Source organism: Amycolatopsis sp. NPDC088138, from assembly GCF_044741685.1.
Taxonomy (GTDB): Bacteria; Actinomycetota; Actinomycetes; order Mycobacteriales; family Pseudonocardiaceae; genus Amycolatopsis.
The window spans coordinates 774,782-799,211 of sequence record NZ_JBIUTB010000005.1 but is presented as its reverse complement, the minus strand read 5'-3'; the positions used below and the strand labels follow the sequence as shown (position 1 = coordinate 799,211).

At 70.4% G+C, this 24,430-nt stretch carries 23 protein-coding genes; 9 read left to right on the top strand and 14 right to left on the bottom strand.

All coding sequences use genetic code 11. From position 1 onward, the window contains the following. Nucleotides 1-37: 37 nt before the first annotated feature. Genes sufC through ACIOD2_RS30265 form a run of 4 tightly spaced genes read right to left on the bottom strand, consistent with a single transcriptional unit; the run spans nt 38 to nt 4,276 of the window. A complete protein-coding gene (sufC, locus tag ACIOD2_RS30280; RefSeq protein WP_400545321.1) occupies nt 38-808 on the bottom strand; it encodes a Fe-S cluster assembly ATPase SufC in 771 nt (256 codons plus the stop codon). Nucleotides 809-840: 32 nt separating this feature from the next. Further along, the gene (gene sufD / locus ACIOD2_RS30275) at nt 841-2,013 is read right to left on the bottom strand and encodes a Fe-S cluster assembly protein SufD (RefSeq protein WP_400545318.1); all 1,173 of its coding nucleotides are present in this window, start codon (nt 2,011-2,013) and stop codon (nt 841-843) included. A 2-nt stretch (nt 2,014-2,015) separates the two neighbouring features. Further along, nucleotides 2,016-3,464 (bottom strand): Fe-S cluster assembly protein SufB, encoded by a 1,449-nt coding sequence (gene sufB, locus ACIOD2_RS30270; protein ID WP_323330380.1) that lies wholly within the window; start codon nt 3,462-3,464, stop codon nt 2,016-2,018. Beyond that, nucleotides 3,461-4,276, bottom strand: a complete 816-nt coding sequence (locus tag ACIOD2_RS30265; protein ID WP_400545314.1) for a helix-turn-helix transcriptional regulator — start codon at nt 4,274-4,276, stop codon at nt 3,461-3,463. The genes sufB and ACIOD2_RS30265 overlap by 4 nt, the downstream gene beginning before the upstream one ends. A 143-nt stretch (nt 4,277-4,419) precedes the next feature. Between ACIOD2_RS30265 and mptB the strand changes: the two genes are divergently transcribed. The 5 genes from mptB to ACIOD2_RS30240 all read left to right on the top strand — a co-directional run bounded on the left by mptB (nt 4,420) and on the right by ACIOD2_RS30240 (nt 10,100). Next, nucleotides 4,420-6,051, top strand: a complete 1,632-nt coding sequence (gene mptB, locus ACIOD2_RS30260) for a polyprenol phosphomannose-dependent alpha 1,6 mannosyltransferase MptB (RefSeq protein ID WP_400546190.1) — start codon at nt 4,420-4,422, stop codon at nt 6,049-6,051. Between the two features lie 6 nt (nt 6,052-6,057). Continuing rightward, nucleotides 6,058-6,984 (top strand): ABC transporter ATP-binding protein, encoded by a 927-nt coding sequence (locus tag ACIOD2_RS30255; RefSeq protein WP_400545311.1) that lies wholly within the window; start codon nt 6,058-6,060, stop codon nt 6,982-6,984. Further along, nucleotides 6,981-7,766, top strand: a complete 786-nt coding sequence (locus tag ACIOD2_RS30250; protein WP_400545308.1) for an ABC transporter permease — start codon at nt 6,981-6,983, stop codon at nt 7,764-7,766. Before ACIOD2_RS30255 ends, ACIOD2_RS30250 begins: the two co-directional genes overlap by 4 nt. 395 nt (nt 7,767-8,161) lie before the next feature. After that, on the top strand, nt 8,162-9,133 hold the full coding sequence (locus tag ACIOD2_RS30245; RefSeq protein ID WP_400545305.1) for a heme A synthase: 972 nt from the start codon (nt 8,162-8,164) through the stop codon (nt 9,131-9,133). 49 nt (nt 9,134-9,182) lie between these two features. Next, a complete protein-coding gene (locus tag ACIOD2_RS30240; protein ID WP_400545302.1) occupies nt 9,183-10,100 on the top strand; it encodes an acyl-CoA desaturase in 918 nt (305 codons plus the stop codon). Between the two features lie 216 nt (nt 10,101-10,316). Here ACIOD2_RS30240 and ACIOD2_RS30235 read toward each other — a convergent pair whose 3' ends face one another. Then, the gene (locus ACIOD2_RS30235; protein ID WP_400545299.1) at nt 10,317-11,480 is read right to left on the bottom strand and encodes a hypothetical protein; all 1,164 of its coding nucleotides are present in this window, start codon (nt 11,478-11,480) and stop codon (nt 10,317-10,319) included. 464 nt (nt 11,481-11,944) lie between these two features. Here ACIOD2_RS30235 and ACIOD2_RS30230 point away from each other — a divergent pair, with 464 nt between their 5' ends. Next, nucleotides 11,945-12,622, top strand: coding sequence for an alpha/beta fold hydrolase (locus tag ACIOD2_RS30230; protein WP_400545296.1), 678 nt, complete (start codon nt 11,945-11,947; stop codon nt 12,620-12,622). Here the strand turns inward: ACIOD2_RS30230 and ACIOD2_RS30225 are convergent. After that, nucleotides 12,619-13,482, bottom strand: a complete 864-nt coding sequence (locus ACIOD2_RS30225) for a RimK family alpha-L-glutamate ligase (RefSeq protein ID WP_400545293.1) — start codon at nt 13,480-13,482, stop codon at nt 12,619-12,621. The two genes, ACIOD2_RS30230 and ACIOD2_RS30225, sit on opposite strands and share 4 nt — an antisense overlap. Continuing rightward, on the bottom strand, nt 13,479-13,784 hold the full coding sequence (locus ACIOD2_RS30220) for a hypothetical protein (RefSeq protein ID WP_400545290.1): 306 nt from the start codon (nt 13,782-13,784) through the stop codon (nt 13,479-13,481). Before ACIOD2_RS30220 ends, ACIOD2_RS30225 begins: the two co-directional genes overlap by 4 nt. A 95-nt stretch (nt 13,785-13,879) precedes the next feature. On the opposite strand from ACIOD2_RS30220, the gene ACIOD2_RS30215 reads away from it, so the two are divergent. Next, nucleotides 13,880-14,851, top strand: coding sequence for a quinone oxidoreductase family protein (locus ACIOD2_RS30215; protein WP_400545287.1), 972 nt, complete (start codon nt 13,880-13,882; stop codon nt 14,849-14,851). Here ACIOD2_RS30215 and ACIOD2_RS30210 read toward each other — a convergent pair. From ACIOD2_RS30210 to ACIOD2_RS30180, 7 genes are read right to left on the bottom strand one after another with little or no spacing between them, the layout of a single operon-like run. Next, on the bottom strand, nt 14,841-15,062 hold the full coding sequence (locus ACIOD2_RS30210; RefSeq protein WP_400545284.1) for a cold shock domain-containing protein: 222 nt from the start codon (nt 15,060-15,062) through the stop codon (nt 14,841-14,843). The genes ACIOD2_RS30215 and ACIOD2_RS30210 overlap by 11 nt on opposite strands. Nucleotides 15,063-15,066: 4 nt before the next feature. Beyond that, on the bottom strand, nt 15,067-15,636 hold the full coding sequence (locus tag ACIOD2_RS30205) for an FKBP-type peptidyl-prolyl cis-trans isomerase (RefSeq protein ID WP_400545281.1): 570 nt from the start codon (nt 15,634-15,636) through the stop codon (nt 15,067-15,069). 10 nt (nt 15,637-15,646) lie between these two features. Further along, on the bottom strand, nt 15,647-17,905 hold the full coding sequence (locus ACIOD2_RS30200) for a HelD family protein (RefSeq protein ID WP_400545278.1): 2,259 nt from the start codon (nt 17,903-17,905) through the stop codon (nt 15,647-15,649). A gap of 56 nt (nt 17,906-17,961) precedes the next feature. Then, nucleotides 17,962-18,786 carry a hypothetical protein gene (locus ACIOD2_RS30195; protein ID WP_400545275.1) on the bottom strand — a complete coding sequence of 275 codons (825 nt, stop codon included), beginning with the start codon at nt 18,784-18,786 and terminating at the stop codon, nt 17,962-17,964. Nucleotides 18,787-18,802: 16 nt separating this feature from the next. Continuing rightward, complete coding sequence (locus ACIOD2_RS30190) at nt 18,803-19,393, bottom strand: hypothetical protein (protein WP_400545272.1); 591 nt, start codon at nt 19,391-19,393, stop codon at nt 18,803-18,805. A gap of 8 nt (nt 19,394-19,401) precedes the next feature. Then, nucleotides 19,402-19,854: a hypothetical protein gene (locus ACIOD2_RS30185; protein ID WP_400545269.1), complete on the bottom strand. Its 453-nt coding sequence runs from the start codon at nt 19,852-19,854 to the stop codon at nt 19,402-19,404. A gap of 41 nt (nt 19,855-19,895) precedes the next feature. Further along, the gene (locus ACIOD2_RS30180; protein ID WP_400545266.1) at nt 19,896-20,903 is read right to left on the bottom strand and encodes a heme o synthase; all 1,008 of its coding nucleotides are present in this window, start codon (nt 20,901-20,903) and stop codon (nt 19,896-19,898) included. Between the two features lie 294 nt (nt 20,904-21,197). Between ACIOD2_RS30180 and tkt the strand changes: the two genes are divergently transcribed. Together tkt and tal are read left to right on the top strand one after the other, a co-directional pair. After that, nucleotides 21,198-23,297: a transketolase gene (gene tkt / locus ACIOD2_RS30175; protein ID WP_400545263.1), complete on the top strand. Its 2,100-nt coding sequence runs from the start codon at nt 21,198-21,200 to the stop codon at nt 23,295-23,297. A 17-nt stretch (nt 23,298-23,314) separates the two neighbouring features. Further along, entirely contained in the window at nt 23,315-24,427 is a 1,113-nt protein-coding gene (tal, locus tag ACIOD2_RS30170) for a transaldolase (protein ID WP_400546187.1), read from the top strand. Nucleotides 24,428-24,430 lie beyond the last annotated feature (3 nt).

Genomic DNA, 24,430 nt, shown 5'->3' with positions numbered 1-24,430 from the left:
TCTTTCTTTTCTCGGTGTAGTCCTGGGGTGGGGAACGTCAGAGCGCGGCCGGCTCGGGCTTGCCGGCGTACTTGACGTAGCCGTGCTCCTCCAGCTCGTCGGCCAGCTCCTTGCCGCCCGACTCGACGATCTGGCCGCCGGCGAAGACGTGCACGAAGTCCGGCGTGATGTGCCGCAGGATCCGGGTGTAGTGCGTGATCAGCATGACGCCGACCTCGCTCGAAGCCTTGTAGGCGTTGACACCCTCGGAGACGACGCGCAGGGCGTCGACGTCGAGGCCGGAGTCGGTCTCGTCGAGGATGGCGAACTTCGGCTTGAGCAGCGCCAGCTGCAGGATCTCGTGGCGCTTCTTCTCGCCGCCGGAGAAGCCCTCGTTGACCGAGCGCTCGGCGAACTCCTGCGAGATCTCGAGCTTGCCCATCTCCTCCTTGACCTCCTTGACCCACAGGCGAAGCTTGGGAGCCTCGCCGCGGACCGCGGTGGCCGCGGTGCGGAGGAAGTTGGACATCGAGACGCCGGGGACCTCGACCGGGTACTGCATGGCCAGGAAGAGGCCGGCGCGGGCGCGCTCGTCGACGCTCATCTCGAGGACGTTCTCGCCGTCGAGCAGCACCTCGCCGGAGGTCACCTGGTACTTCGGGTGGCCGGCGATCGCGTAGGACAGGGTGGACTTGCCGGAGCCGTTGGGGCCCATGATCGCGTGGGTCTCGCCCGACTTGATCGTCAGGTTCACACCCTTGAGGATCTCCTTGGCGCCTTCGTCGGTCTCGACCGAGGCGTGCAGGTCCTTGATTTCCAGGGTAGCCATTCTTCGTTTCCTAAAGTCTGCGGTGGACGGCGTCAGGCGCCAACGGCTTCGAGCTCGGCCTCGATCGCGGCTTCGAGGCGCTCGCGCACCTCGGGGACGTCGATCTTCACCAGGATCTCGTGGAAGAACCCGCGCACGACCAGACGGCGGGCGGCTTCTTCGGCGATCCCGCGCGACTGGAGGTAGAACAACTGCTCGTCGTCGAACCTTCCCGTCGCGCTCGCGTGGCCGGCGCCTTCGATCTCGCCGGTCTCGATCTCCAGGTTCGGCACGGAGTCCGCGCGCGCACCCGGTGTGAGCACCAGGTTGCGGTTGAACTCGTAGGTGTCGGTGGCCTCGGCCGCGGCGCGGATCAGCACGTCGCCGATCCAGACCGTGTGCGCGCCCTCGCCCTGCAGCGCGCCCTTGTAGCCCACGCGCGACTTGCAGTTCGGCACCGCGTGGTCGACGAAGAGGCGGTGCTCCTGGTGCTGGCCGCCGTCGGCGAAGTAGACGCCGAGCATGTCGACGTCGCCGCCCTTGTCGGTGAAGGTCGCCGTCGGCGAGACGCGGACCAGGTCACCGCCCAGGGTGATCACGGTGTGCCGCAGCGCGGCGTCGCGGCCCAGCTGCAGGTGCTGCTCGGAGACGTGCACCGCGTCGTCGGCCCAGTCCTGGACGCTGACCACGGTGACCTTGGCGCCGTCGCCGATGACGAACTCGACGTTGTCGGCGTAGGTGCCGGAGCCGACGTGGTCGAGCACGACGACGGCTTCGGCGAACGCCTCGGCGCGGACCTGCAGGTGCCCGTAGGCGACCTTGCCCTCGCCCGGGCCGTGGATCCGCAGCACGGACGGCTTGGACGCCTTCGTCTCCTTGGGCACCGTCACGACGGTGGCCTTGGTGAACGAGGAGTAGGCCTGCGCGGCGATGCGGTCGCTCGGCACGCCGGCCTGGCCCAGCCGCGAGTCGTCGCGGCCGACGGTCTCGATGGTCAGCTCGGGGGCGGCGTCGGCTTCCAGCGTGATCTCGCCGGTGGCGGGCGCGCTGCCGTCGTGCAGGCCGCGCAGCCGCTTCATCGGCGTGAAGCGCCAGTTCTCCTCACGGCCGCCCGGGACCTCGAAGGCCTCGACGTCGTAGGAGGTGAAGCACTCCGCGCGGGAGGCCGCCGGCACGACGGCCCCCTCGCGAAGAGCTTCGGAAACGTTGTTCTCGGTAACCGACATGACTAGCCGACGGACCCTTCCATCTGGAGCTCGATCAGGCGGTTCAGCTCGAGCGCGTACTCCATCGGCAGCTCACGCGCGATGGGCTCGACGAACCCGCGCACGATCATCGCCATCGCCTCGGCCTCGTCGAGGCCGCGCGACATCAGGTAGAACAGCTGCTCTTCGCTGACCTTGGACACCGTGGCCTCGTGACCCATGGACACCTCGTCGTTGCGGATGTCCACGTACGGGTAGGTGTCCGAGCGCGAGATCGTGTCCACCAGCAGGGCGTCGCAGACGACGCTGGACCGCGAGTGGTGCGCCCGCTTCGCCACGCGGACCAGGCCGCGGTAGGAGGTGCGGCCGCCGCCGCGCGCCACCGACTTCGACACGATCGTCGAGGAGGTGTACGGCGCGAGGTGCTCCATCTTGGCGCCCGCGTCCTGGTGCTGGCCCTCGCCCGCGAACGCGACCGAGAGGACCTCACCCTTGGCGTGCTCGCCCATGAGGAAGACCGACGGGTACTTCATGGTCACCTTGGAACCGATGTTGCCGTCGATCCATTCCATGGTCGCGCCCTCTTCGCACTTGGCGCGCTTGGTGACCAGGTTGTAGACGTTGTTCGACCAGTTCTGGATGGTCGTGTAGCGGCAGCGGGCGCCCTTCTTGACGATGATCTCCACGACCGCCGAGTGCAGCGAGTCGGACTGGTAGATCGGCGCCGTGCAGCCCTCGACGTAGTGCACGTACGCACCTTCGTCGACGATGATCAGGGTCCGCTCGAACTGGCCCATGTTCTCGGTGTTGATCCGGAAGTAGGCCTGCAGCGGGATGTCCACCTGCACGCCCTTGGGCACGTAGATGAACGAGCCGCCGGACCAGACCGCCGTGTTCAGCGCGGAGAACTTGTTGTCGCCGGCCGGGATGACCGAGCCGAAGTACTCCTCGAACAGCTCCGGCTGCTCGCGCAGCGCGGTGTCCGTGTCGAGGAAGAGCACGCCCTGCTTCTCGAGGTCCTCGCGGATCGAGTGGTAGACGACCTCGGACTCGTACTGGGCCGCGACACCGGCGACGAGGCGCTGCTTCTCCGCCTCGGGGATGCCGAGCTTGTCGTAGGTGTTCTTGATGTCTTCGGGCAGGTCTTCCCAGCTCGCAGCCTGCTTCTCGCTGGAGCGCACGAAGTACTTGATGTTGTCGAAGTCGATCCCGGAGAGGTCGGCACCCCAGTTGGGCATCGGCTTCTTCTCGAAGAGCTTGAGCGCCTTCAGTCGCGCTTCGCGCATCCACTCCGGTTCGGACTTCTTCCCGGAGATGTCGGTGACGACATCCTCGTTCAGCCCGCGACGGGCGCTGGCGCCCGCTTCGTCGGAGTCGGCCCAGCCGAACGCGTACTTGCCAAGGGACTCGATGGTCTCTTCCTGGCTCAGTGGCGCGGTGGTGGGAGTGCGCTGCTCGGCAGCGGCAGTCATGCGGGTTTCCCTCCATTCGGGATCCGTGCTGTGCGCCCTGAGGGCACCGTTCTGACCGGCTCGGGATGGGCCGGCTGACCCGCCGTGGCGGGTACGTGGGTGGTGCACGCGGAGTCACCGCGTGCGATGGTCGCCAGCCGCTGGACGTGGGTGCCCAGCAGCTCGGCGAACGCCTCCGTCTCGGCCTCGCACAGCTGCGGGAACTCCGCGGCGACGTGGGCGACCGGACAGTGGTGCTGGCAGAGCTGAGCGCCGACGTTCTGGCCAGGTGCCGGAGCACCTACTTGACGGGTCGACGCAGCGTAGCCCTCCCTGGTCAGCGCGGTCGCCAAGGCCTCCGCGCGCGCCGCCGGATCACTCGATCCAGTGATCGCGGAGCGGTGCGGCCCGACGAGCTTCTCGATGCGCTGCTCGGCGAAGGCGCGTACGGCGTCTTCACCGGCGTGCTCGGCCAGGAAGCGGATGGCGGAGACGGCCAGGTCGTCGTAGGCGTGCCCGAACCGGGCGCGGCCCGACTCGTTCAGCAGGAAGAGCTTGGCCGGACGACCCCGGCCTCGGGGTCCGCGACGGGGCGCGTCCCGCGTCTCGGCTTCGCCGTCCGCGAGAAGAGCGTCCAGGTGCCTGCGGACGGCCGCGGGGCTGATCCCGAGCTGCTCGGCGACCACCACGGCGGTCATGGGACCCTGTTCCAGGAGCAGCCGGGCGACCTCGTTGCGGGTCTTGCCCTCGGCGCTGACCTGCGACGGGACGGCGTTGACCGCGGTGCGGGGCGTGTCGCCACCCACCTGGTCCGCTGCCGCCGTCTTTTTCACAACACAAGTGTGTCTTATTTCCCGGCGGACGGCAAAGGCGGGGTCTTCGGCAGTGACCCGACTCACTCCGCACCGGCGGCGATACCCTGGCTCCCGTGGCTGTGGGCGAACTGGGTGAACATCCTGCACGGCAGGACCGGCGAGTGGCGGACATCGTCACCGGGAGCACGCATCCGGTGACCCTGTCGCCCGTCGAGCCCCGCGTGGCGCTCCCCCTGGAGGGGGACGAGGTGCGGGGGCTGAACGTCGTCCGGCGGTTCGGCACGATCGGGTCGCTCTTCCTCGCGCTGGGCTCCCTCGGCGCCGGCGCCGCGCCGGTGATCAACCCGGTGCAGGAGATCCCGGTGCTGCGGCTGTTCACCCGCATCCCCACGGTGTCGCTGGCCATCGCCATCTCCGGCATGGGCATCCTGGTGCTCAGCTGGCTGATGCTCGGGAAGTTCGCCCGCCCCGACCGCGCGCGGCTCGCGTCGCAGGGGCAGCTCGCCCGCACGATCGCGCTGTGGGTGCTGCCGCTGCTGGTGATCCCGCCGCTGTTCTCCCGCGACGTCTACAGCTACCTCGCGCAGAGCGAGATCGTGCACCGCGGGATGGACCCCTACACCCTCGGCCCGGCGCAGGCCCTCGGCGTGGCCGACCCGTTCACCGCGGGCGTGTCGAACATGTGGCGCGAGACGCCGGCCCCGTACGGGCCGCTGGTGCTGCGCCTCGGCGGCTGGCTCGCGCCGATCTCCGGCCAGAGCATCGCGATGGGCGTGCTGCTGCAGCGCGTGCTCGCTTTGGCCGGCGTCGTCCTCATCGTCTGGGCCCTGCCGCGGCTGGCCCGCCGCTTCGGCGTCCAGCCCGCGACGGCGCTGTGGCTCGGCGCCCTGAACCCGCTGCTGATCTTCCACTTCATCGCCGGCGCCCACAACGACGCGCTGGCCATCGGCCTGATGCTCGCCGGGCTCGAGGTCGGCATCCGGCGGCTGCCGATCCGGGTGAAGGGCGACACGCCACCACCGCTGGCGCCGGGTGAGCTGCTGTACATCGGGCTCGGTGTCGCGATCATCACCCTCGGCGTCGCGGTCAAGGTGCCGGCGGTGTTCGCGCTGCCGTTCTTCGCGGTGATGGTCGCGCGGCGCTGGCACGGCAGGCTCAAGGACCTGTTCCTGGCCGGGGCGCCGATGGCGGCCTGGTTCGGCGTCGTGCTGGCCGCCGTCTGCTTCGGCTCCGGGCTCGGCTTCGGCTGGGTCGGCGCGACGTTCAACACACCCGGCCTGGTCCGCGCCTGGATCTCCCCCACCGCGGAGCTGGCGAACCTGTCCGGCGTCCTCGGCATCGCGCTCGGGCTGGGCAACCACACCAACGCGCTGGTGCCGATCCTCGGCGCGCTCGGGTACCTCATCGCCGTGGCCATCACGTTCAAGTTCCTCTGGGACAGCTTCAAGTGGCGCTACCGGCCGATCATCGGCCTCGGCGTCTCGCTGGGCGCGGTGATGATCCTGCAGATCAACCTGCAGCCCTGGTACGTGCTGTGGGCGGTGATCCCGCTCGCCGCGGCCGCCGGGACGTCCCGGTTCCGGGTGGCCGCGACGGTGCTGTCCGCCGCCCTGCCGTTCCTGCTCCCGCCGACCGGCAGCACCTTCGACGGCCGCCCGTACGTGCTGCCGTTCGCCTACGTCGCGGCGATCGTCGTGTGCGGCGCGGGAATGCTGATCGTGCGGCGGCTCGCGCCCGTCCTGCTCTCCAGGCCGTCCCCGCGGGTGCCCGCGCATGCCGACGCCGTATCGTGACCCGACGTGAGTGCCCCCGCCGTCGAGATCACCGGGCTGGTGAAAAGCTACGGCTCCACCTGCGCGGTCGACGGTCTCGACCTGCGGATGGAGCGCGGCAGCCTGCTCGCCCTGCTCGGCCCGAACGGGGCCGGCAAGACCACCACCGTCGAGATCTGCGAAGGCTTCCTGAAGCCTGACGCCGGTTCGGTGCGCGTGCTCGGCCTCGACCCGCGTCGTGAGTCGGCCGCCCTGCGCCCCCGGCTCGGGATCATGCCCCAGGGCGGCGGCGCCTACCCGGGCGTGCGCGCCGACGAGATGCTGAAGCTCGTGGCGTCCTGCGCCGCGTCACCGCTGGATCCCGCCTGGCTGCTGGACATCCTCGGGCTGGCTTCGGTGCGGCGGACGCCGTTCAAGCGCCTCTCCGGCGGGCAGCAGCAGCGGCTTTCGCTGGCGTGCGCCCTGGTCGGGCGGCCCGAGCTGCTGTTCCTCGACGAACCGACCGCCGGCATGGACCCGCAGGCCCGGCGCCTGGTCTGGGACCTGCTGGGCGCGCTGCGCACCGACGGCGTCTCGGTGCTGCTGACCACCCACCTGATGGAAGAGGCCGAAGCGCTGGCCGACACCGTGGTGATCATGGACCACGGAAAGGTCGTCGTCTCGGGCGCGCCGCACACGCTGACGATCGACGAAAGCGGCACCGCGGGCCTGCGGTTCAAGGCCCGCACGCGGCTCGACACGGCGCTGCTCACCGCGGCGCTGCCCGAGGGCTACGACGTGCGCGAGTCGGCGCCGGGCACGTACGTCGTGGTCGGCTTGGTCGACCCGCAGGTCGTGTCGACGGTCACGTCGTGGTGCGCCCAGCAGGGTGTGCTTCCGGAGGAGCTGCAGGTCGGCCGCCGCACGCTCGAAGAGGTATTCCTGGAGCTGACCGGACGGGAGCTGCGGGCATGACGGCCTTCGAGCCCGGCACGTTCACCCCGGCGCCCGGACGCGGCTCGCTGGGCCGCATGCTGCGGACCCACGCGCGGGTCGAGGCGAGCCTCACCCTGCGCCACGGCGAGCAGGTGCTGCTGACCCTGCTCATCCCGCTGGCGCTGCTGATCGGCCTGTCGCTGCTGGACATCCTCCCGGCGTCCCAGCTCGGCTCGACGTCCAAAGTGGACTGGATCACACCCCGGATCCTGGCGCTGGCGGTGATGTCGTCGGCGTTCACGGGCCAGGCGATCGCGCTGGGCTTCGACCGCCGTTACGGCGTCCTGAAGCGCCTTTCGGCGACGGCGTTGCCGCGCTGGCTGCTGGTCGCGGGCCGGCTCATCGCGGCGCTCGTGGTGGTTCTCCTGCAGTCCGTGGTGATCGGCGTCGTGGCGTTGTTCCTGGGCTGGTCACCTTCTCTCGCCGGACTTCTGTCGGCGGTTCTGCTGCTGGTGCTGGGCACGCTGGCGTTCGGCGCGCTGGGCGTGCTGCTGGGCGGCGCGCTGCGCGCGGAAGCCGTGCTGGCGCTGGCGAACATCGTCTGGTTCGTGCTGCTGCTGGCCGGTGGGATCCTGCTGGCGCCTTCTGCGCTGCCGTCTGGGCTGGCGGTTGTCGTCGAACTGCTGCCTTCCGGGGCGCTGGCTGAAGGCATGCGCGCGGCTTTGGTGGACGGGTCGTTCGCTCCCGGGCCGATGGCGGTGCTGGTGGTGTGGGCGGTCTTGGCGGGCGCTTTGGCTTCCCGCACGACGAAACTCACCTGACAGAACCGGTTGAAGCAAGCACACGTCGGGGAACAGCGCTTCCCGCGCCCCCGGGCCAGAGAGCACGACGTCGCCACCCCCTGAGGCGCTGAAGGGCTTCACCTTGCCCATCGTGCAATCGAGATAGGGATCCACACCACCTTGGTCGACCCGAGTGCGTCGTCACACGGAACGGCCTCCGGCAGGCGTGGCAGCAAGAAGGGGCCGGGCCAGGTGCCGTCGAAGCAGCACCGGACGGGGACCCCTTCGAAGGACGCCAAGTGCCCCTCTGCAGAGGGGCAGCCACATTCGTCACAGACGGCTATGCGTGACCTTGGTCCCTTGTGCCCGTCCCGGCGTTCTGGGCGTCAGGACCTGCCGAAAGCCGGATTTCCGCGCGCTCTACCATCGATGCCGTGCCGTTCACCAGCCTTGTCGCCCGCCTGCCGTATCCCTCCGCCGCGATCCAGCGGGCCGTCGGGATCGCCGCGGTCCTGGCGCAGGCGCTGATCGGCGTCACCGGCTCCATCGTGCGCGTCACCGGGTCCGGGCTCGGCTGCCCGACCTGGCCGCAGTGCGTCGCCGGCAGCCTCGTGCCGAAGCACGACTCCGGCATCGACGCGCTCAACCAGTGGATCGAGTTCAGCAACCGGATGCTGACCGGTGTCGTCATCGCCGTGGCCGCGATCGCCGTCATCACCGCGTGGCGCGTCCAGATCGACCACCCGTCCCGCAAGCGGCTGGTGAAGCTCGCCTGGACGATGCCCGGCGGCGTCGTGCTGCAGGCCGTCGTCGGCGGCATGACCGTGCTCGCGAAGCTGGAGTGGTGGACCGTCGCGATCCACTTCCTCGCCACCACTCCCCTGGTCTGGCTGGCCGTCCTGCTGCTGCGCGCGTTCCGCGAGGGAGACGAACCCGCGCGGTCGCTGGTGCCGGCGGCGGGGCGCAAGCTGCTGGTCGTGCTCGCCGTCGTGATGTGGCTGGTGCTCGCGGCCGGCACCACGGTCACCGGCGCCGGCCCGCACAGCGGCGACATCAACACCCACCGCCTCGCCGTCTCGGTCGAGACGCTCGCCCAGATCCACGGCGGGCTGCTCATCGCCTACCTGCTGCTGCTCGCGGTGTTCGGCCTGCAGCTGATGCGCGCCGGCGCCCCGAAGGCGCTGTGGCAGCGCTACACGGTCGTCTGGGTGGTCGCGCTCGCGCAGGGCGGCCTCGGTTCGCTGCAGTACGCGCTGGGCGTGCCGGAGGCCATGGTCTCGTTCCACGTCCTCGGCGCGATGGCCGTCATCGTCGCGACGGCGTCGTTGTGGACCGGCAGCCGCGACCGCGGCCCGGTCGTCTCCCTGACGGCCGCACCGAGGGAACCGGAACTCGCCACCGCCTGAGCAACAGTCGGCCACGCCGTCGTAACTCGGGCAGGCTACGGTTCGCGCCATGACGACGCGCTCCGCGCCCAAGCCACTCATCTCCCACCGCCGTGGTACCGGCGAGATGATCGTGCTCAAGACGTTCCTGCTGGTGCCGTTCGCGGCGCTGCTCATCGCCGTCCCCCTCGTCTGGGGCTGGGGCATGTCCTGGATCGACCTGATCCTCGCCGCCGTGTTCTACGTCTTCGCGACGCTGGGCGTGACGGTCGGCTTCCACCGCTACTTCACCCACGGCGCGTTCAAGGCGAACCGGCCGCTGCGGATCGCGCTGGCCGTCGCGGGCAGCATGGCGGTGCAGGGTTCGGTGATCTTCTGGGTCGCGAGCCACCGGCGGCACCACGCCTTCGCCGACCGCGAGGGCGACCCGCACTCGCCGTGGCTGTTCGGCACGTCGCCGTCGGCGCTGCTGCGCGGGTTCTGGCACGCGCACATGGGCTGGATGTTCGGCCGCGAGGTGACCAACGCCGACCGCTTCGCCCCCGACCTGGTGGCGGACGCGGACCTGCGCGTCGTCAACCGCTTCTTCTGGCTGTGGATCACCCTCAGCCTCGTCCTGCCGGCCGTGCTCGGCGGCCTGCTCAGCTGGTCGTGGTGGGGCGTGGTGACGGCGTTCTTCTGGGCCGGCCTGGTCCGCATCGCGTTCCTGCACCACGTGTCGTGGTCGGTCAACTCGATCTGCCACCTGATCGGCGAGCGCCCGTTCGCCAGCCGCGACAAGGCGGCGAACTTCTGGCCGCTGGCGATCCTGTCGATGGGCGAGTCGTGGCACAACTCCCACCACGCGGATCCGACGTGCGCCCGGCACGGGGTGCTGCGGGGTCAGGTGGACGTCTCGGCCCGGGTCATCTGGGGCTTCGAGAAGCTCGGCTGGGCGACCGACGTGCGGTGGCCGCGGGTGGACCGGCTGGCCGCGAAGCGCGCCTAACGTCCACCCAGTGCACGCCTCCGCGAACACGCACGGTAGCCTCCCCTTGCGGAGTGTAGTGCTCCGCTGAGCAAACTAAGGAGACGGAAGCGTGTACCGACACCACCACAATCGTGGCGGTGGCGGCGGAGAAGGCGGCGGCAACACCGGCAACTGATCCACGCCATGTCCCCAGGGAGGGGGAAGTCGCATCGGGCAGCTGCGGCTTCACCCCATTCAGGTCCGGGGCCATCTGAAGGCGATCCCGTACTCCTCGCGCGGGTGGCAGTGCCCCTCGAAGGTGTGCTGCACGAACCCGTCCCCGACGTCGAGCAGACGCGGATCCCCCGCCGGCGGGCGACGCAATCGTTCGACTTCAAGCTGTTCCGCGTACCACCAGCAGGATTCCGGCAGGCATTCTTCGTCGAAGTTCACCCGGATCGTCAGCTTCCCCGGCGCCACACCGTGGTGGTCGATCGCGACGCCGATCCACTGCCGCTCTTCGTGAGGGCGCTCATCGACCGCTTCGGAAGCGAAACCGTAGGACTCGTTCAGCCGCAGCCTCCGCCGGAACCGCAGCCTGGGCACCACGGGATCACCCGGGTGCTCCCCGGGCGGCGCGACGAGACGGCAGTTCCACAGGGCCTTGACTGGGAGGTCGCTGAGGTTCCCGGACCATCCGATTACCGCGTGCACGTCGTAACCGTCGAGACCGTCCTCGCGAGCCACGATGACCCGTTTGGTGAAGCGGCGCAACGCTGTCCGGCGATCCATGACCACGGTGACGACCATCTGCTCCACGAACACCGGCTGCGCGCCCTCGGACGGAGCACGGAACCCTTCCGCACTCCCGGTTCCGGGCATGGTTCCTTCGGCGGCCGAGCGCCCGATCTCCACGTAGGGCGACCACGCTTCCCCGTCGAGACGCGCGAGGGCCCGCTCCACGGCATCGCAGAGCGTCCCGAGCGCGCTGGCCCACGCTCGGTTCATCGGCGTGTCCGACAGGGGTTCCCGGCTCCCGAACAGGCCGCGCACCTTGGCCAGCTGGCGGAACCGTTCCTGAAGGGTCGGCGCCCACTTCGCGCCGCCGTCCGGCACCGGCGGGAGCCGGAACGCGGCGAGCAGGGTGAAGTGCTCACGCGGTTCCAGCACCGAGCCCAGCCGGCCGATCCGGTCGACGATGAGCCCCCAGATCGCCAGCGCGCGCACCTCCGGCGTGGCGGCCAGTGAAGCGGTCGGATCGACAAGACAGGCGAGCGCGGTGGGAGAACCGCTCACCGACGATTCGACCGCGCGCCGGAGAGTTCCGAGCAGATCCCCGTCCTGCCGTCTGGCCAGCAATCCCAGCGCCGCCTTCTCGGGAGACCTCCCCAGGCGTTCACAATCCGGCTGCGCCGTCACCGTGTCGCCTCCGGGCAAAGATCGACAACCGGCGGAAAAACCGGACAGCGGCGAAAAAGAAGAGCGCCGGTCCGACCGACAGAAACACCTTCGCACCATCAAAGATCATTCCTGGTCCCAGACTTCGAGAGGCACACTCGACACTATGGCGTACTAGTACACCATAGAGAGGGGTAGTGCAGTGGGCAAAGAAATCGGGGGGCGGCCTTCGAACCGCGGAGGCGGTTCCCGGGGGCTACGAGAATTGATCAAAGCCGGCCTGACCGGAATAGGCGGCCTTTACGTGATCACCGGATCCATCGCCGTCACCACGATCGGCGCGGTCGTCGTCCTCGCGCTGACGGTCGTATACCGGGCTGTCCGATGATGCCCGGTCTTCCGCCCAGTGGAAACATGGCTGGCTCTTCGGCCCGGCTTCCGCTGGGCTGTGCGCGCCTGACCCGCGCGAACCCCGTGGAGACCCGATGACGCGTCCGACCTTGCTGCTCGTCCACGGGGCCTGGCACGGCTCCTGGTGCTGGGAGCCCGTCCGGACGCGGCTCGTCGCCGGCGGGTGGCGGGTCGAGACCGTCGACCTGCCCAGCGTCGCCCCGGACAAGAACCGGCCAGGGCTGCATGATGACGCCCGCGCCGTCCGTAAAGCCCTCGACGCGATCGATGGGCCGGTCGTCGTGGTCGCGCACTCGTACGGTGGGGCGCCCGTCAGCGAAGGCGCCGCCGGTGCGCCGAACGTCGTGCACCTCGTCTACGTCACCGCTTTCCAGCTCGACGAAGGCGAGTCGCTGCTCGGCGCCGTCGGCGGGCGGCCGCCGTCCTGGTGGAAGGTCGACGGTGATCTCTTCACGCCGCTGACGCCGCACGAGATCTTCTTCGCCGACGTCGATCCGGAGACCGCGGCGGCCGCGATCGCCCGGCTGCGCCCGCAGAGCTACTCGGTCGCGGGCGACGAGCTCACCGGCGCCGCGTGGAAGACCGTGCCCAGCACCTACGTCGTGTGCGAGAACGACAACGCCATCCCCGTGTTCGCCCAGGAAGCGATGGCGCGGCGGGCCGGGCACGTCGAACGGCTGCCGTCGTCCCACTCGCCGTTCCTGTCGCACCCGGCCGAGCTGACCGCGATCGTCGAAGCCGCCGCCGGCTAGGCCAGCTGCTGCCGCACCGCCGAGGCGAACCGCATCGCCGCGGCCGGGTCCGTCTGGCGGAAGCCCAGCGACGGCTCCGTCAGTTCCAGCTCCAGCAGCAACGGCTTGCCGTCCGCGCCGCGGACCAGGTCCACCCGCGCGTACAGCAGCTCCGCGCGGAGGATGCCCAGCAGCGCCGACGCCGCGTCCAGGACGTCCTCGGCGACGGCGATCACGTCGGCGGGCGGCTCGGCCTTGGCCAGCTGCTCGGTCAGGTACAGCCCGGAGTCGTCCATTGTGGACCCGAGCATCGCGCTCTTGGCGAAGGCGTGGGAGTAGATGCCGCCGAAGTACGACAAAGCCAGCTCGCCCTCGGTGTCCACACTGGACTGGTACGGCTGGATCAGCGCCGTGTGGCCGTCGGCGTGCAGGGCAGCCACGTGGGCAGAAGCGTCCGCGCCGGCGTCGAACCGGGCCGCGCCGCGGGAACCCGCGCCGACCGACGGCTTGACCACGTATGCCGACTTGGGGAACTTCGCCGGTTCGCCCGGCTCGACGAGCGTGGTCGGGACCACCGGCACGCCCGCGTCCAGCAGCTCCGCCAGGTACGACTTGTCGGTGTTCCAGCGCACCACGGCCGCCGGGTTGTACAGCGCGGGCACCGAATCGCACCAGTCGAGGAACTCGCCGCGGCGCTCCGGGTAGTCCCAGGTGGCGCGCAGGATCACGGCGTCGGCCGCGCCGAAGTCGACGCGGGAGTCGTCCCAGGCCGCCCACGAGACGGCGAAGCCCAGCTCGGTCAGCGCCGCCGGGAGGGCGTGCTCGTCGCCGTCGCCCTCGGGCAGTTCGGCGCAGCCGACGAGGATCGCGGTGCGGCTCATTTGCCGGCCATCTTGCGGCGGTGCGCGGCACCGATCTTGGTGGCCTTCACCGTCTCCGCGTCCCACGAAGCGGTTTCGAGGTCCTCGACGGCCTCGACCAGCGCCTCGCCGGTCGCGACGGCCGGCACGACGACGTCGCCGAGCGCACCGTCGGCCCCGACCAGCACGACCCGGGCACCGGCGCGGCCGATGTTCTCCACCACCGCGCGGGAGGGCTTGCCGTGCGCCTTCACGAACTTGCGCGCCGCGGTCAGCTGGGCCGACGTCGGCGGGGTCGTCTTTTCCTCGGTTTCCTCAGCCACGCCCCGAACCATAACCAACAAGCGACCGGGACGCGGAACAGCGTGGCGTCGGCCATAGTTGTCCCCGGTAGAAGCCCGACCCCCGAGGAGGACGCATGCCCACCGCAGTGCAGGTGACGAAGACCGGCGGCCCGGAAGTGCTCGAACCGGCCGAAGTGGACGTCGCGGCCCCCGGGGCCGGCGAGCTGCTGGTCGACGTCGCCGCGGCCGGGGTGAACTACATCGACACCTACCAGCGCCAGGGCATCTACAAGATGGAGCTGCCGTTCGTCCCGGGTCTGGAGGGCGCGGGCACGGTCGCCGAGGTCGGCCCGGACGTCGAGGGCTTCGCGGTCGGCGACCGCGTCGCCTGGCAGGGCTCGCTGGGCAGCTACGCCGCCCGCAAGCTGCTTCCGGCGTCGGTGGCGGTGAAGGTGCCCGAAGGCGTCTCCCTCGAGACGGCCGCGGCGACCATGCTGCAGGGCATCACGGCGCACTACCTGGTCGCGTCGACGTTCGAGGTGAAGGCGGGCCACGACGTGCTGGTGCACGCGGCCGCCGGCGGTGTCGGCCTGCTGCTGGTGCAGCTGGCGAAGGCGCGCGGGGCCCGGGTCTTCGGCACGGTGTCGACCGAGGAGAAGGCGAAGCTCGCGCGCGAGGCCGGCGCCGACGAGGTGATCCGCTACGACCGTGACGACTTCGCGAAGGCGGTCCGCGACCAGACCGACGGCGAAGGCGTGGACGTCGTCTACGACGGCGTCGGCAAGGACACGTTCGACGCCAGCCTGGCGAGCTTGAAGGTCCGCGGCCTGCTCGCGCTGTTCGGCGCGGCCAGTGGCCCGGTGCCGCCGGTCGACCCCCAGCGCCTCAACTCGGGCGGCTCGCTGTACCTGACCCGCCCGACGTCGGTCCACTACGTCCGCACGCGCGAGGAGCTGGACTGGCGCGCGAAGGAGCTGTTCGACACGGTCCTGGCGGGCGACCTGACCGTCCGCATCGGCGGCACGTACCCGCTCGCCGACGCCCAGCGAGCCCACGAAGACCTTCAGGGCCGCCGGACGACCGGCAAGGTACTGCTCATTCCTTGATCCACACGGCGCGCCAGTGGAAGCCGTCCTGCTCGGCGCGCTCGGCGGTGAACTCGACCTCGGCGCCCTCGGTCAGCTGCCGGAACACGCCCGGCGGGGCGTCGACCATCGAGTAGTGCACCCAGACGGGGTCGTCGAAGCCCGGTGCTTCGACGACCCCCCAGCCGTCTTCGACGTGCCATTCGCGCACGCGGCCGCGGTGGGTGTCCACGGACTCAGCCCTTGTCGGTCGGGACCGAGACGGCATCGGTCACGAAGACCAGCGTCTCGTTCGGCTCGATGCCGTTGCCGCCCTGGCCGTAGCCGAGGTCCGGCGGGATGATCAGCAGGCGGCGTGCGCCCTGCTTGATGCCGACCAGGCCTTGGTCCCAGCCCGGGATGACCTCGCCCGCGCCCAGGTTCAGGTCGAACGGCTGGCCGCGGTCGAACGAGCTGTCCAGCTTCTGCTTGTTCGACCACGTCACCAGCGTGTAGTTCATCTTCAGCGCCTGGCCGGCCTTCGCGCCGTTGCCGGTGCCCTCGGACAGGTCCTTCGTGATCAGCTTCTTCGGCGGGTCGCAGTCGTCGGGGATGGTGATGGTCGGCGCCTCGCCGAACTTGCCCGTCGTCTTGACGTCGTCGGCCGTGCACTCGCGGCCCTTGCTCTGGGTCGCCGGCGCGGCGTTCGACGACGGAACCGGCGGGCCCGCCGGCGCGGCCGTCTGCTGGGGCTGGGCGTCCTGGCCGCACGCGGCCAGGGACAGCGCCGCCGCGACGGCGACCACGATCTTCCCGATTTTCTGCATGCCGGGCAGACTAGCCAAGCACGGAGAGTGCCGGTACCTCGTCACCGGTCCGGACCACACCGAGTCGCCGGGTCGCCCTGGTCAGGGCCACGTAGAGATCGTTGAGCCCGCGCGGCGAGCCCGCGACGACCTCGTCCGGCGCGACCAGCACCACCGAGTCGAACTCCAGGCCCTTGGACCGCTCGACCGTCAGCACGCTCAGCCGTTCGCCGAAAGCGCCCAGCACGGCCGAAACCTCGTCGAACCGGTTCGCGGGCACCAGGACCGCGACCGTGCCACCGTCCACAGCGGACAGTTCGGCGTCCACCAGCGCGGGCAGCTCCGCCGCGAGGTCGGCCGGGCGTGCCGACCACGGCGGGACGCCCGTCTCGCGCACCGACGAAGGCGCCGTCAGGCCTGCGTCGACCTCGGCCAGCACCCGCGCCGCGACCGCCATGATCTCGGCCGGCGTGCGGTAGTTGACGGTCAGCTGCTCGAGCCGCCACCGGTCCTCGACGTACGGCGAGAGCACCTCGCCCCACGACCGCGCGCCACCCGCGGCGCCGGTCTGCGCGACGTCACCCACGAGGGTCATCGACCGGTTCGGCGAGCGCCGCATGAGCAGCCGCCAGTCCATCGCGGACAGTTCCTGGGCCTCGTCGACGATCACGTGCCCGAACGTCCAGGTCCGGTCCGCCGCCGCGCGCTGGGCCGCGGTCAGCTCGCTGCGCTCCACCTGGCGTTCGGCGAACAGCTCGGCGTCCAGGACGTCCGAGACGCGCAGCAGCTCCTCGTCGATGATCTCCTCGTCCTGCTCGAGGATGTCCAGCACGCCCTCGGCGTACGCGCGGTCCTCGCGCTCACGGCGTTTGCGCTCGACGCGGGCCTCGGTGTCGTCGACGCCGATCAGCTCGGCCAGCTCGTCGAGCAGCGGGACGTCGGCAGGTGTCCACTTCGCGTCGCGGCTGCTCTCGAGCAGCGCGCGCTCCGCCTCGGACAGGTGCTTCCGGGCGGCGCTGCCGAGGCGTTCGCGGTCGGCGAACAGGTCGTCGAGCACGCCTTCCGGGGTCAGCACCGGCCACAGCTCGTTCAGGGCGGCGACGACGTGCTCGTCGGCGGCCAGCTCGGCGCGGATGTCCTGGACGTCCTGGCTGTCGAGCAGGTCCTCTCCCAGCTTCCGCGAGGCCTGGCGGGTCAGGGCGTCGAGGACGTCGGAGACGAACAGGCGCCGCGCCGGGTTGTGCGGGCGCCGCGACCGGCGGGCACGGGTCCGGGCGTCGGTGCACGTCTTGCGGTCGAGCTTGAGGACGTCGTGCTCGTACTCGATCTCCAGCACCGGGTCGGGGACGCGCTGGCGGTCGCGGACGGCGTTGGCCAGGACGTCGGCCATGACCAGCCGGCCCTTGACCTCCGCCGTCTCGCGCCGTTCGACGCCGTCGGCGTCCAGGCCCGGGTAGAGCTGCCCGACGGTGGCGAGCAGCACGCCCGTCTCACCGAGGGAGGGCAGGACCTGGCCGATGTAGCGCAGGAACGTGCTGTTCGGCCCGACGACGAGCACACCGCGGGTCGTGAGCTGCTGGCGGTGGGTGTAGAGCAGGTAGGCGGCGCGGTGCAGCGCGACGGCGGTCTTGCCGGTGCCCGGCCCGCCCTGCACGACCATGACCCCGCCGAGCGGGGCGCGGATGATCCGGTCCTGCTCGGCCTGGATGGTCGCGACGATGTCGCTCATCTCACCCGTGCGGCGCTGCTCCAGGGCGGCGAGCAGCGCGGCCTCGCCGGCGAGCCCGAGGTCCTGCCCCTGGTCGGCGGCGGCGAGGTCGAGGATCTCGTCGTCGAAGCCGGTGACCTTGCGGGTCAGCGACCGCAGGTGCCGCCGCCGGCGTACCCCATCGGGTGACGCGGCGGTGGCGAGGTAGAACGGCCGCGCGACGGGCGCGCGCCAGTCGACCAGCAGCGGCTGGTAGTCGTCGTCCTCGTCGAACAGCCCGAGGCGGCCGATGTAGGTGGTCTCCTCGGTGCTGCCGGGCACGAAGTCGAGCCGTCCGAAGGCGAGGCCCTGCTCGACGGAGCCGAGCTGCGCGAGCCGGTCGGTGTATAGGGTGGTCGCGACGTCGCGTTCGGTGCGGGCCTGCGGGGTGCCGCCGGTCAGCCGCAGCGTCTCGTCGAGGCGCCGCTGGGCGTCGACGCGTTCGGCGTCGAGCTTGGTGTAGAGGGTGGTGACGTACGCCTGCTCACGTTCGAGCTCGGCGGCGTGGTCGCGGGTTTCGTCCGGCGAGACGGACAAGAGCATCCTGCTTTCGCCTCAAGGAAAAGGGCCAGCCAAGTTTAACGGCGACCGCGGCGCGATCATTCCGGAGCGAGCCCACAGAACGGGTAGACCTCGGTGCGGGCGTCGTCGGCGGTCGTGGGAGCGCCGACGTACGGGACGACCCAGGTCTCCCGTTCTCCTTGCGAACACGACGGGCTCGCCGGGTGCCGCCAGTCGCCGCCGAGGTCGGTGCCGTGCGCGTCGCGGAAGACGATCGGGACGTCCGGGAAGCCGCTGTCGCCACCGACGATCCGCCCGGCGCGGTCGCGGAAGACCACGGCGGTGCCGCTGCTGAGCAGGTCCCGGCAGTTCGCGGACGTCTCCTGGTAGTGGACGTCGACGCTGACCGGGTTGTCCGGGTAGAACCGCAGGGTGCGCAGGTAGGCCGTGCCGATCGGAGCGAGGCCGCCCACGGCGGCGCGGGGCAGCCAGGCGTTCGCACCCACGCTCGCTTCGGCGCCGGCCACCTGGGCGTTCCCCGCATAGGTGCCCTTCCCGGCGCCGATCCGCTGGCCGGGCAGCAGCAGCGGGATTTCGAGGGCGTCGGTTCCGGGAAGCTCGTGGTGTGCGGCGTCGAACAGGCGGAACCGCACCGGAATCCGGGAGGCGACCTCGGGACCGGTGTTCTCCACGATGGCCCCGAGACTGACCAGGCCGGACGGCCCCTGGCTGAATCCCTGCTCGACGACCTTGATCCCGCCCGGCGCGGACGACGGCGGGCCCGCGGCCACGTGGTCGGGAATGTCACAGCCGTCGCCCGAGGCGGATCCACCGGTCCAGGGCAGCTTGCCCCCGGCGGAGACGACGATCGCGCCGAGGACGGCCACGGTGCCGAGCACCGCCAGGACACCCTTCTTGTTCATCCGCAGAACCGTTTCGTCAAAGGTCGCAGTACGGGTAGACCTCGGTGCCCGCCCCGAGCGAAGCCGGAAGCTGGTGGTCCCCCGGCGCGCAGGAGACGCTCGCCGCGGGCAGCTGGTCCGCGCCCGCGATCCGGCCGCCCGCGTCGCGGTGGATCACCGTAGCGCCCCGGCTGGTCAGCGCGCGGCAGTTCGCCGAATGGAAGCGGACGCCGCCCGGAACCACCGTGGCCGTCACCGGGGTGAAGCCGCCCAGTGACTCCGGGGACAGCCACGTGACCGGGCCGAGAACGCCACCCGCGGCCACGCCGATCCGCTCGCCCGGGGTGAGCAACGGCACCACCGTCGCCGGGCCGACCGGGATCCGGTAGGCGACCTGGGTGCTCGTGTTCTCCAGCACCGCGCCGGACGGCGCAACCTCGGCCACCCGGATTCCGCCGCCGCCCGGGGCCGCGTCGGCGGGGCCGGGGACCGCGGTGATCCGGGACGGGATCGCGCACCCGGTGCCGAGGAGCGTGTTCTCGTCCAGGGACACCTTGCGGCCGCCGATGTAGAGGAGGGCGGCGAACAGGACGACGACGATCGCCGCGAGCACGACCTTCTTGACCATCCGGACTCTCAGGGCGTTCCGCTGCTCGGGTTGATGATCTTGTAGACGTCACCGGGCCGGCCGTAGTACGACCCGGCCACCACGTAGACGAGGGTCCGCGAGCCGGGCTGCCAGTACACGCGCATCTCGTCCGGGTCCACCGGGTGCGGCTTTTCGGCCAGGGCCACATCCCGCGCCTCGAGCAGCGCGGCGACGTCGGCGAACGGGACCGGGGCGGGGACGACGCCGTAGCGCTCGCGCAGGACCGGGCTGATCAGCTCGGGGTCGCCGACGCGGAGGCGGTGCGCCTGGACCGAGAAGTGCGAGCCCTCCCACGGCTGCCCGGGGCCGGAGCGCTGCCAGAAGAAGTCGATCAGGCCGTGGTCACGGCCCAGCGAGTAGTCCGAAGGGTTGTCGCCGTAGTCGTGGCCGAGCAGGTCCGCCACCCGCTCGGGCGACCACGTGTGGTCCGCGCCGAGCACGGTGCCGGACTCGACGACGTCCGCGAAGAACTCCGCCGTGCTCAGAAGGGCAGGCCCAGCGTCGGCAGGCCGATGGCCGAGTCGACGGCCAGCGCCACGAACACGATCATCAGGTACGTGTTCGAGCGGTGGAACAGCGCCATCGGCTTGGTCTCCTCGCCGCGGCGGACCGCGGCCTGGAGGCTGTGCGCGTAGAAGAGGAACCAGCCGCCCGCGAGGATCGCGAACGTGCCGTACAGCCACGACGTCACCGGGAGCAGCAGCAGCGTCCAAGCCACCATTACCCACGAGTAGATGACGATCTGCTTGGCGACGTGCTGGGCCGTGGCCACGACCGGGAGCATCGGGACGCCCGCGCGCTCGTAGTCGTCGCGGTACTTCATGCCCAGCGCCCAGGTGTGCGGCGGGGTCCAGAAGAAGATGACGCCGAACATCACGAACGCCGGCCACTGGACCGTGCCGGTGACGGCCGCCCAGCCGATGACCACCGGCATGCAGCCGGCCGCGCCGCCCCAGACGACGTTCTGCGACGTGCGCCGCTTCAGGCCGAGCGTGTAGACGAAGATGTAGAAGAGGATCGTCGCGACGGCGAGGATCGCCGACAGCAGGTTGACCGTGAAGTAGAGCACCACGGCCGAGGCGACACCCATGACCAAGCCGAAGATCAGCGCACCGCGCCGCGGCACCGAGTCCTTCACCAGTGGACGCCGCTTCGTGCGGTTCATCACCTTGTCGATGTCCGCGTCGATCACGCAGTTGAGCGCGTTCGCGCTGCCCGCGGCCATCGTCCCGCCCAGCAGCGTGGCCAGTACCAGCCACGGCGAGGGGATCTGACGGCCGGCGAGGAACATCGCCGGGATGGTGGTCACCAGGAGGAGCTCGATCACCCGCGGCTTCGCCAAAGCGGCGTAGGCGCCGACGACCTGGCGGATGCTTCGCCGGTCACCGTGCGGTCGTTGCCCTGTCGGGTGCACGCCTGTGCTTGTTCCATGCCCACCCACCCCGCCGGCGTCCTCACTGCGTCCGTGCGCAGCGTTCACCAACGACATTTCACTCCCTGCGTCAGGTTCGGGGCGGGCCCGATGCCGGAGGCGTGTGGTGCCGCTGAAAACCGCCGGTCTGAACCCTCGAACGATGTTAGACGTGGTGAATCCCGTGGGTGATCGCGGGTCCTCGACGGGTCCAAGCACTAGGCTGGCCGGGTCGGGCCGCGATTGCCCCTGCGCAGGGTCGCGAGCAGGAATATCGTCCCTTCGGGATCGATTGAGATAGATGACCCCGCGCACGGGTAACCGGAACGAGGAAGACCAGCCGCAACCATCATGACCGGGAGTTGGAGTTCAGTGTCCGATACCGCCCCTACCAGCGAGAACAACCCACTCCTCCGGCGTAACGTCCCCGCCGACTGGACCGACACCGACACCCGCGCCGTGGACACCGTCCGGGTGCTCGCCGCCGACGCGGTCGAGAACTGTGGCAGCGGCCACCCCGGCACCGCGATGAGCCTGGCCCCGCTGGCCTACACGCTGTTCCAGCGCACGCTGCGTCACGACCCGAACGACCAGAACTGGCCGGGCCGCGACCGGTTCGTGCTGTCGGCCGGGCACAGCAGCCTGACCCTCTACATCCAGCTGTTCCTCGCCGGCTACGGCCTCGAGCTCGAGGACCTCAAGCAGCTGCGCAAGTGGGGCTCCAAGACCCCGGGTCACCCGGAGTACCGCCACACCGACGGCGTCGAGACCACCACCGGCCCGCTGGGGCAGGGCCTGGCGAACGCCGTGGGCATGGCGATGGCCGCCCGCCGCGAGCGCGGCCTGCTGGACCCGGACGCCGCTCCCGGCCAGAGCATCTTCGACCACTTCATCTACGCCATCGCCTCCGACGGCGACATCGAAGAGGGCGTCACCGCCGAGGCGTCGTCCATCGCGGGCCGCCAGGAGCTGGGCAACCTGATCGTCTTCTGGGACGACAACAAGATCTCCATCGAGGACGACACGAACATCGCCCTTTCGGAGGACACGGTCGCGCGGTACGAGGCCTACGGCTGGCACACCCAGTTCGTCGAAGGCGGCGAAGACGTCGTCGCGCTCGAAGAGGCCATCAAGAACGCGAAGGCCGAAACCGGCCGCCCGTCGTTCATCGCGGTGCGGACCGTCATCGGTTACCCGGCGCCGAAGAAGATGGGCACCGGCAAGGCGCACGGCGCCGCGCTGGGCGCCGAAGAGGTCGCCGAGGTCAAGAAGATCCTGGGCTTCGACCCGGAGCAGTCGTTCCAGGTCGAGGACGACGTGATCAAGCACACCCGCCAGGCACTCGAGCGCGGCAGGACCGCGCACGCCGAATGGCAGGAGAAGTTCGCGGCGTGGGGCCAGGCCAACCCGGAGCGCAAGAAGATCGCGGACCGGATGTCCACCCGCACGCTGCCCGAGGGCTTCGCCGACAACCTGCCGAAGTGGGAGCCGGACGCCAAGGGTGTCGCCACCCGCAAGGCCTCCGGTGAGGTGCTCAACGCGCTCGCCGAGCCGCTGCCGGAGCTGTGGGGCGGGTCCGCGGACCTGGCCGAGAGCAACAACACCACGATGAAGGGCGCCGACTCGTTCGGCCCCGAGAAGGCTTCCACGGACATGTGGAAGACCAGCCCGTACGGCCGGACGCTGCACTTCGGCATCCGCGAGCACGCCATGGGCTCGATCCTCAACGGGATCGCGCTGCACGGCGGCACCCGCCCGTACGGCGCGACGTTCCTCATCTTCTCCGACTACATGCGCCCGCCGGTCCGGCTGGCCGCGCTGATGAAGGCGCCGGTCACCTACGTGTGGACGCACGACTCGATCGGCCTCGGCGAGGACGGGCCGACGCACCAGCCGATCGAGCAGCTTTCCGCGCTGCGCGCGATCCCGGGCCTCAACGTCGTCCGCCCGGCGGACGCCAACGAGACCGCCTACGCGTGGAAGGCCGTGCTGGAGGACATCCACCACCCGTCCGGCCTGGCGCTCACCCGCCAGAACGTGCCGGTGCTCGAGGGCACCAGCGCCGAAGGCGTCGCCAAGGGCGGTTACGTCCTGGCCGACTCCGACGGCACCCCGGACGTGGTGCTGATCGGTACCGGTTCCGAGGTCCAGCTCGCCGTCGAGGCGAAGAAGGTCCTCGAGGCCGACGGCGTCAAGGCGCGCGTCGTCTCGATGCCGTGCGTCGAGTGGTTCGACGCGCAGGACGCGGCCTACCGCGAATCCGTCATCCCGGCCGGTGTGAAGGCCCGTGTGTCCGTCGAGGCGGGTATCGCCCAGTCGTGGCACCGCTTCACCGGTGACGCCGGGGTGAACGTTTCGATCGAGCACTTCGGCGCCTCCGCCGATGCCGCCACACTGTTCCGTGAGTTCGGTTTCACCACGGAGGCAGTCGTCGACGCGGCCCGCCGCTCGATCGCCAACACCAAGAACTGAAGGGGATGACGCAGCAAATGAGCAACGACAAGCTCGCGCAGCTGTCCGAGGCCGGTGTTTCGATCTGGCTCGACGACCTTTCGCGGGAACGCCTGAACACCGGCAACCTCGCCGCGCTGGTCCGCGACAAGCACGTCGTCGGCGTGACGACCAACCCGACGATCTTCGCCAACGCGATGTCCAAGGGTGACGCCTACGACGAGCGGACGAAGGAGCTCGCCGCCCAGGGCGCCGACGTCGAGGCGACGATCCGCGACCTGACCACGACCGACGTGCGCAACGCCGCGGACCTGTTCCGCGACGTCTACGCCGCCACGAACGGCGTCGACGGCCGCGTCTCGATCGAGGTCGACCCGCGCCTGGCCAAGGACACCGACCGCACGGTGGCCGAGGCGAAGGACCTGTGGAAGACCGTCGACCGGCCGAACGCGCTGATCAAGATCCCGGCCACCGAAGAGGGCCTGCCGGCGATCACGGCCACGCTCGCCGAGGGCATCAGCGTCAACGTCACGCTGATCTTCTCCGTCGAGCGCTACAAGAAGGTCATCGAGGCCTTCTTCGCGGGCCTCGAGCAGGCCAAGGCCAACGGCCACGACCTGCGCGGCATCCACTCGGTCGCGTCGTTCTTCGTGTCCCGGGTGGACACCGAGATCGACAAGCGGCTCGACGCGATCGGCACCGACGAGGCCAAGGCCCTGCGCGGCAAGGCCGCCGTGGCCAACGCCCGGCTCGCCTACGCCGCCTTCGAGGAGCTCTCCGCCACGGACCGCTGGAAGGCCCTCGCGGCCGACGGCGCCCGCGCGCAGCGCCCGCTCTGGGCCTCCACCGGCGTCAAGAACCCGGACTACTCCCCCACCCTCTACGTCGACGACCTGGTGGTGAAGGACACCGTCAACACCATGCCGGAGAAGACGATGGACGCCGTCGCCGAGCACTCCGACCTCAAGGGTGACCAGGTGACCGGCCGCGGTGCCGAGGCGCAGGAGGTCTTCGACCAGCTCGAGGCCGTCGGCATCGACATCACCGACGTGTTCCTCGTCCTGGAGAACGAGGGCGTCGAGAAGTTCGAGAAGTCCTGGACGGAACTGCTCGACACCGTCAACGGCCAGCTCGAAGAGGCGAAGGGCTGAAGC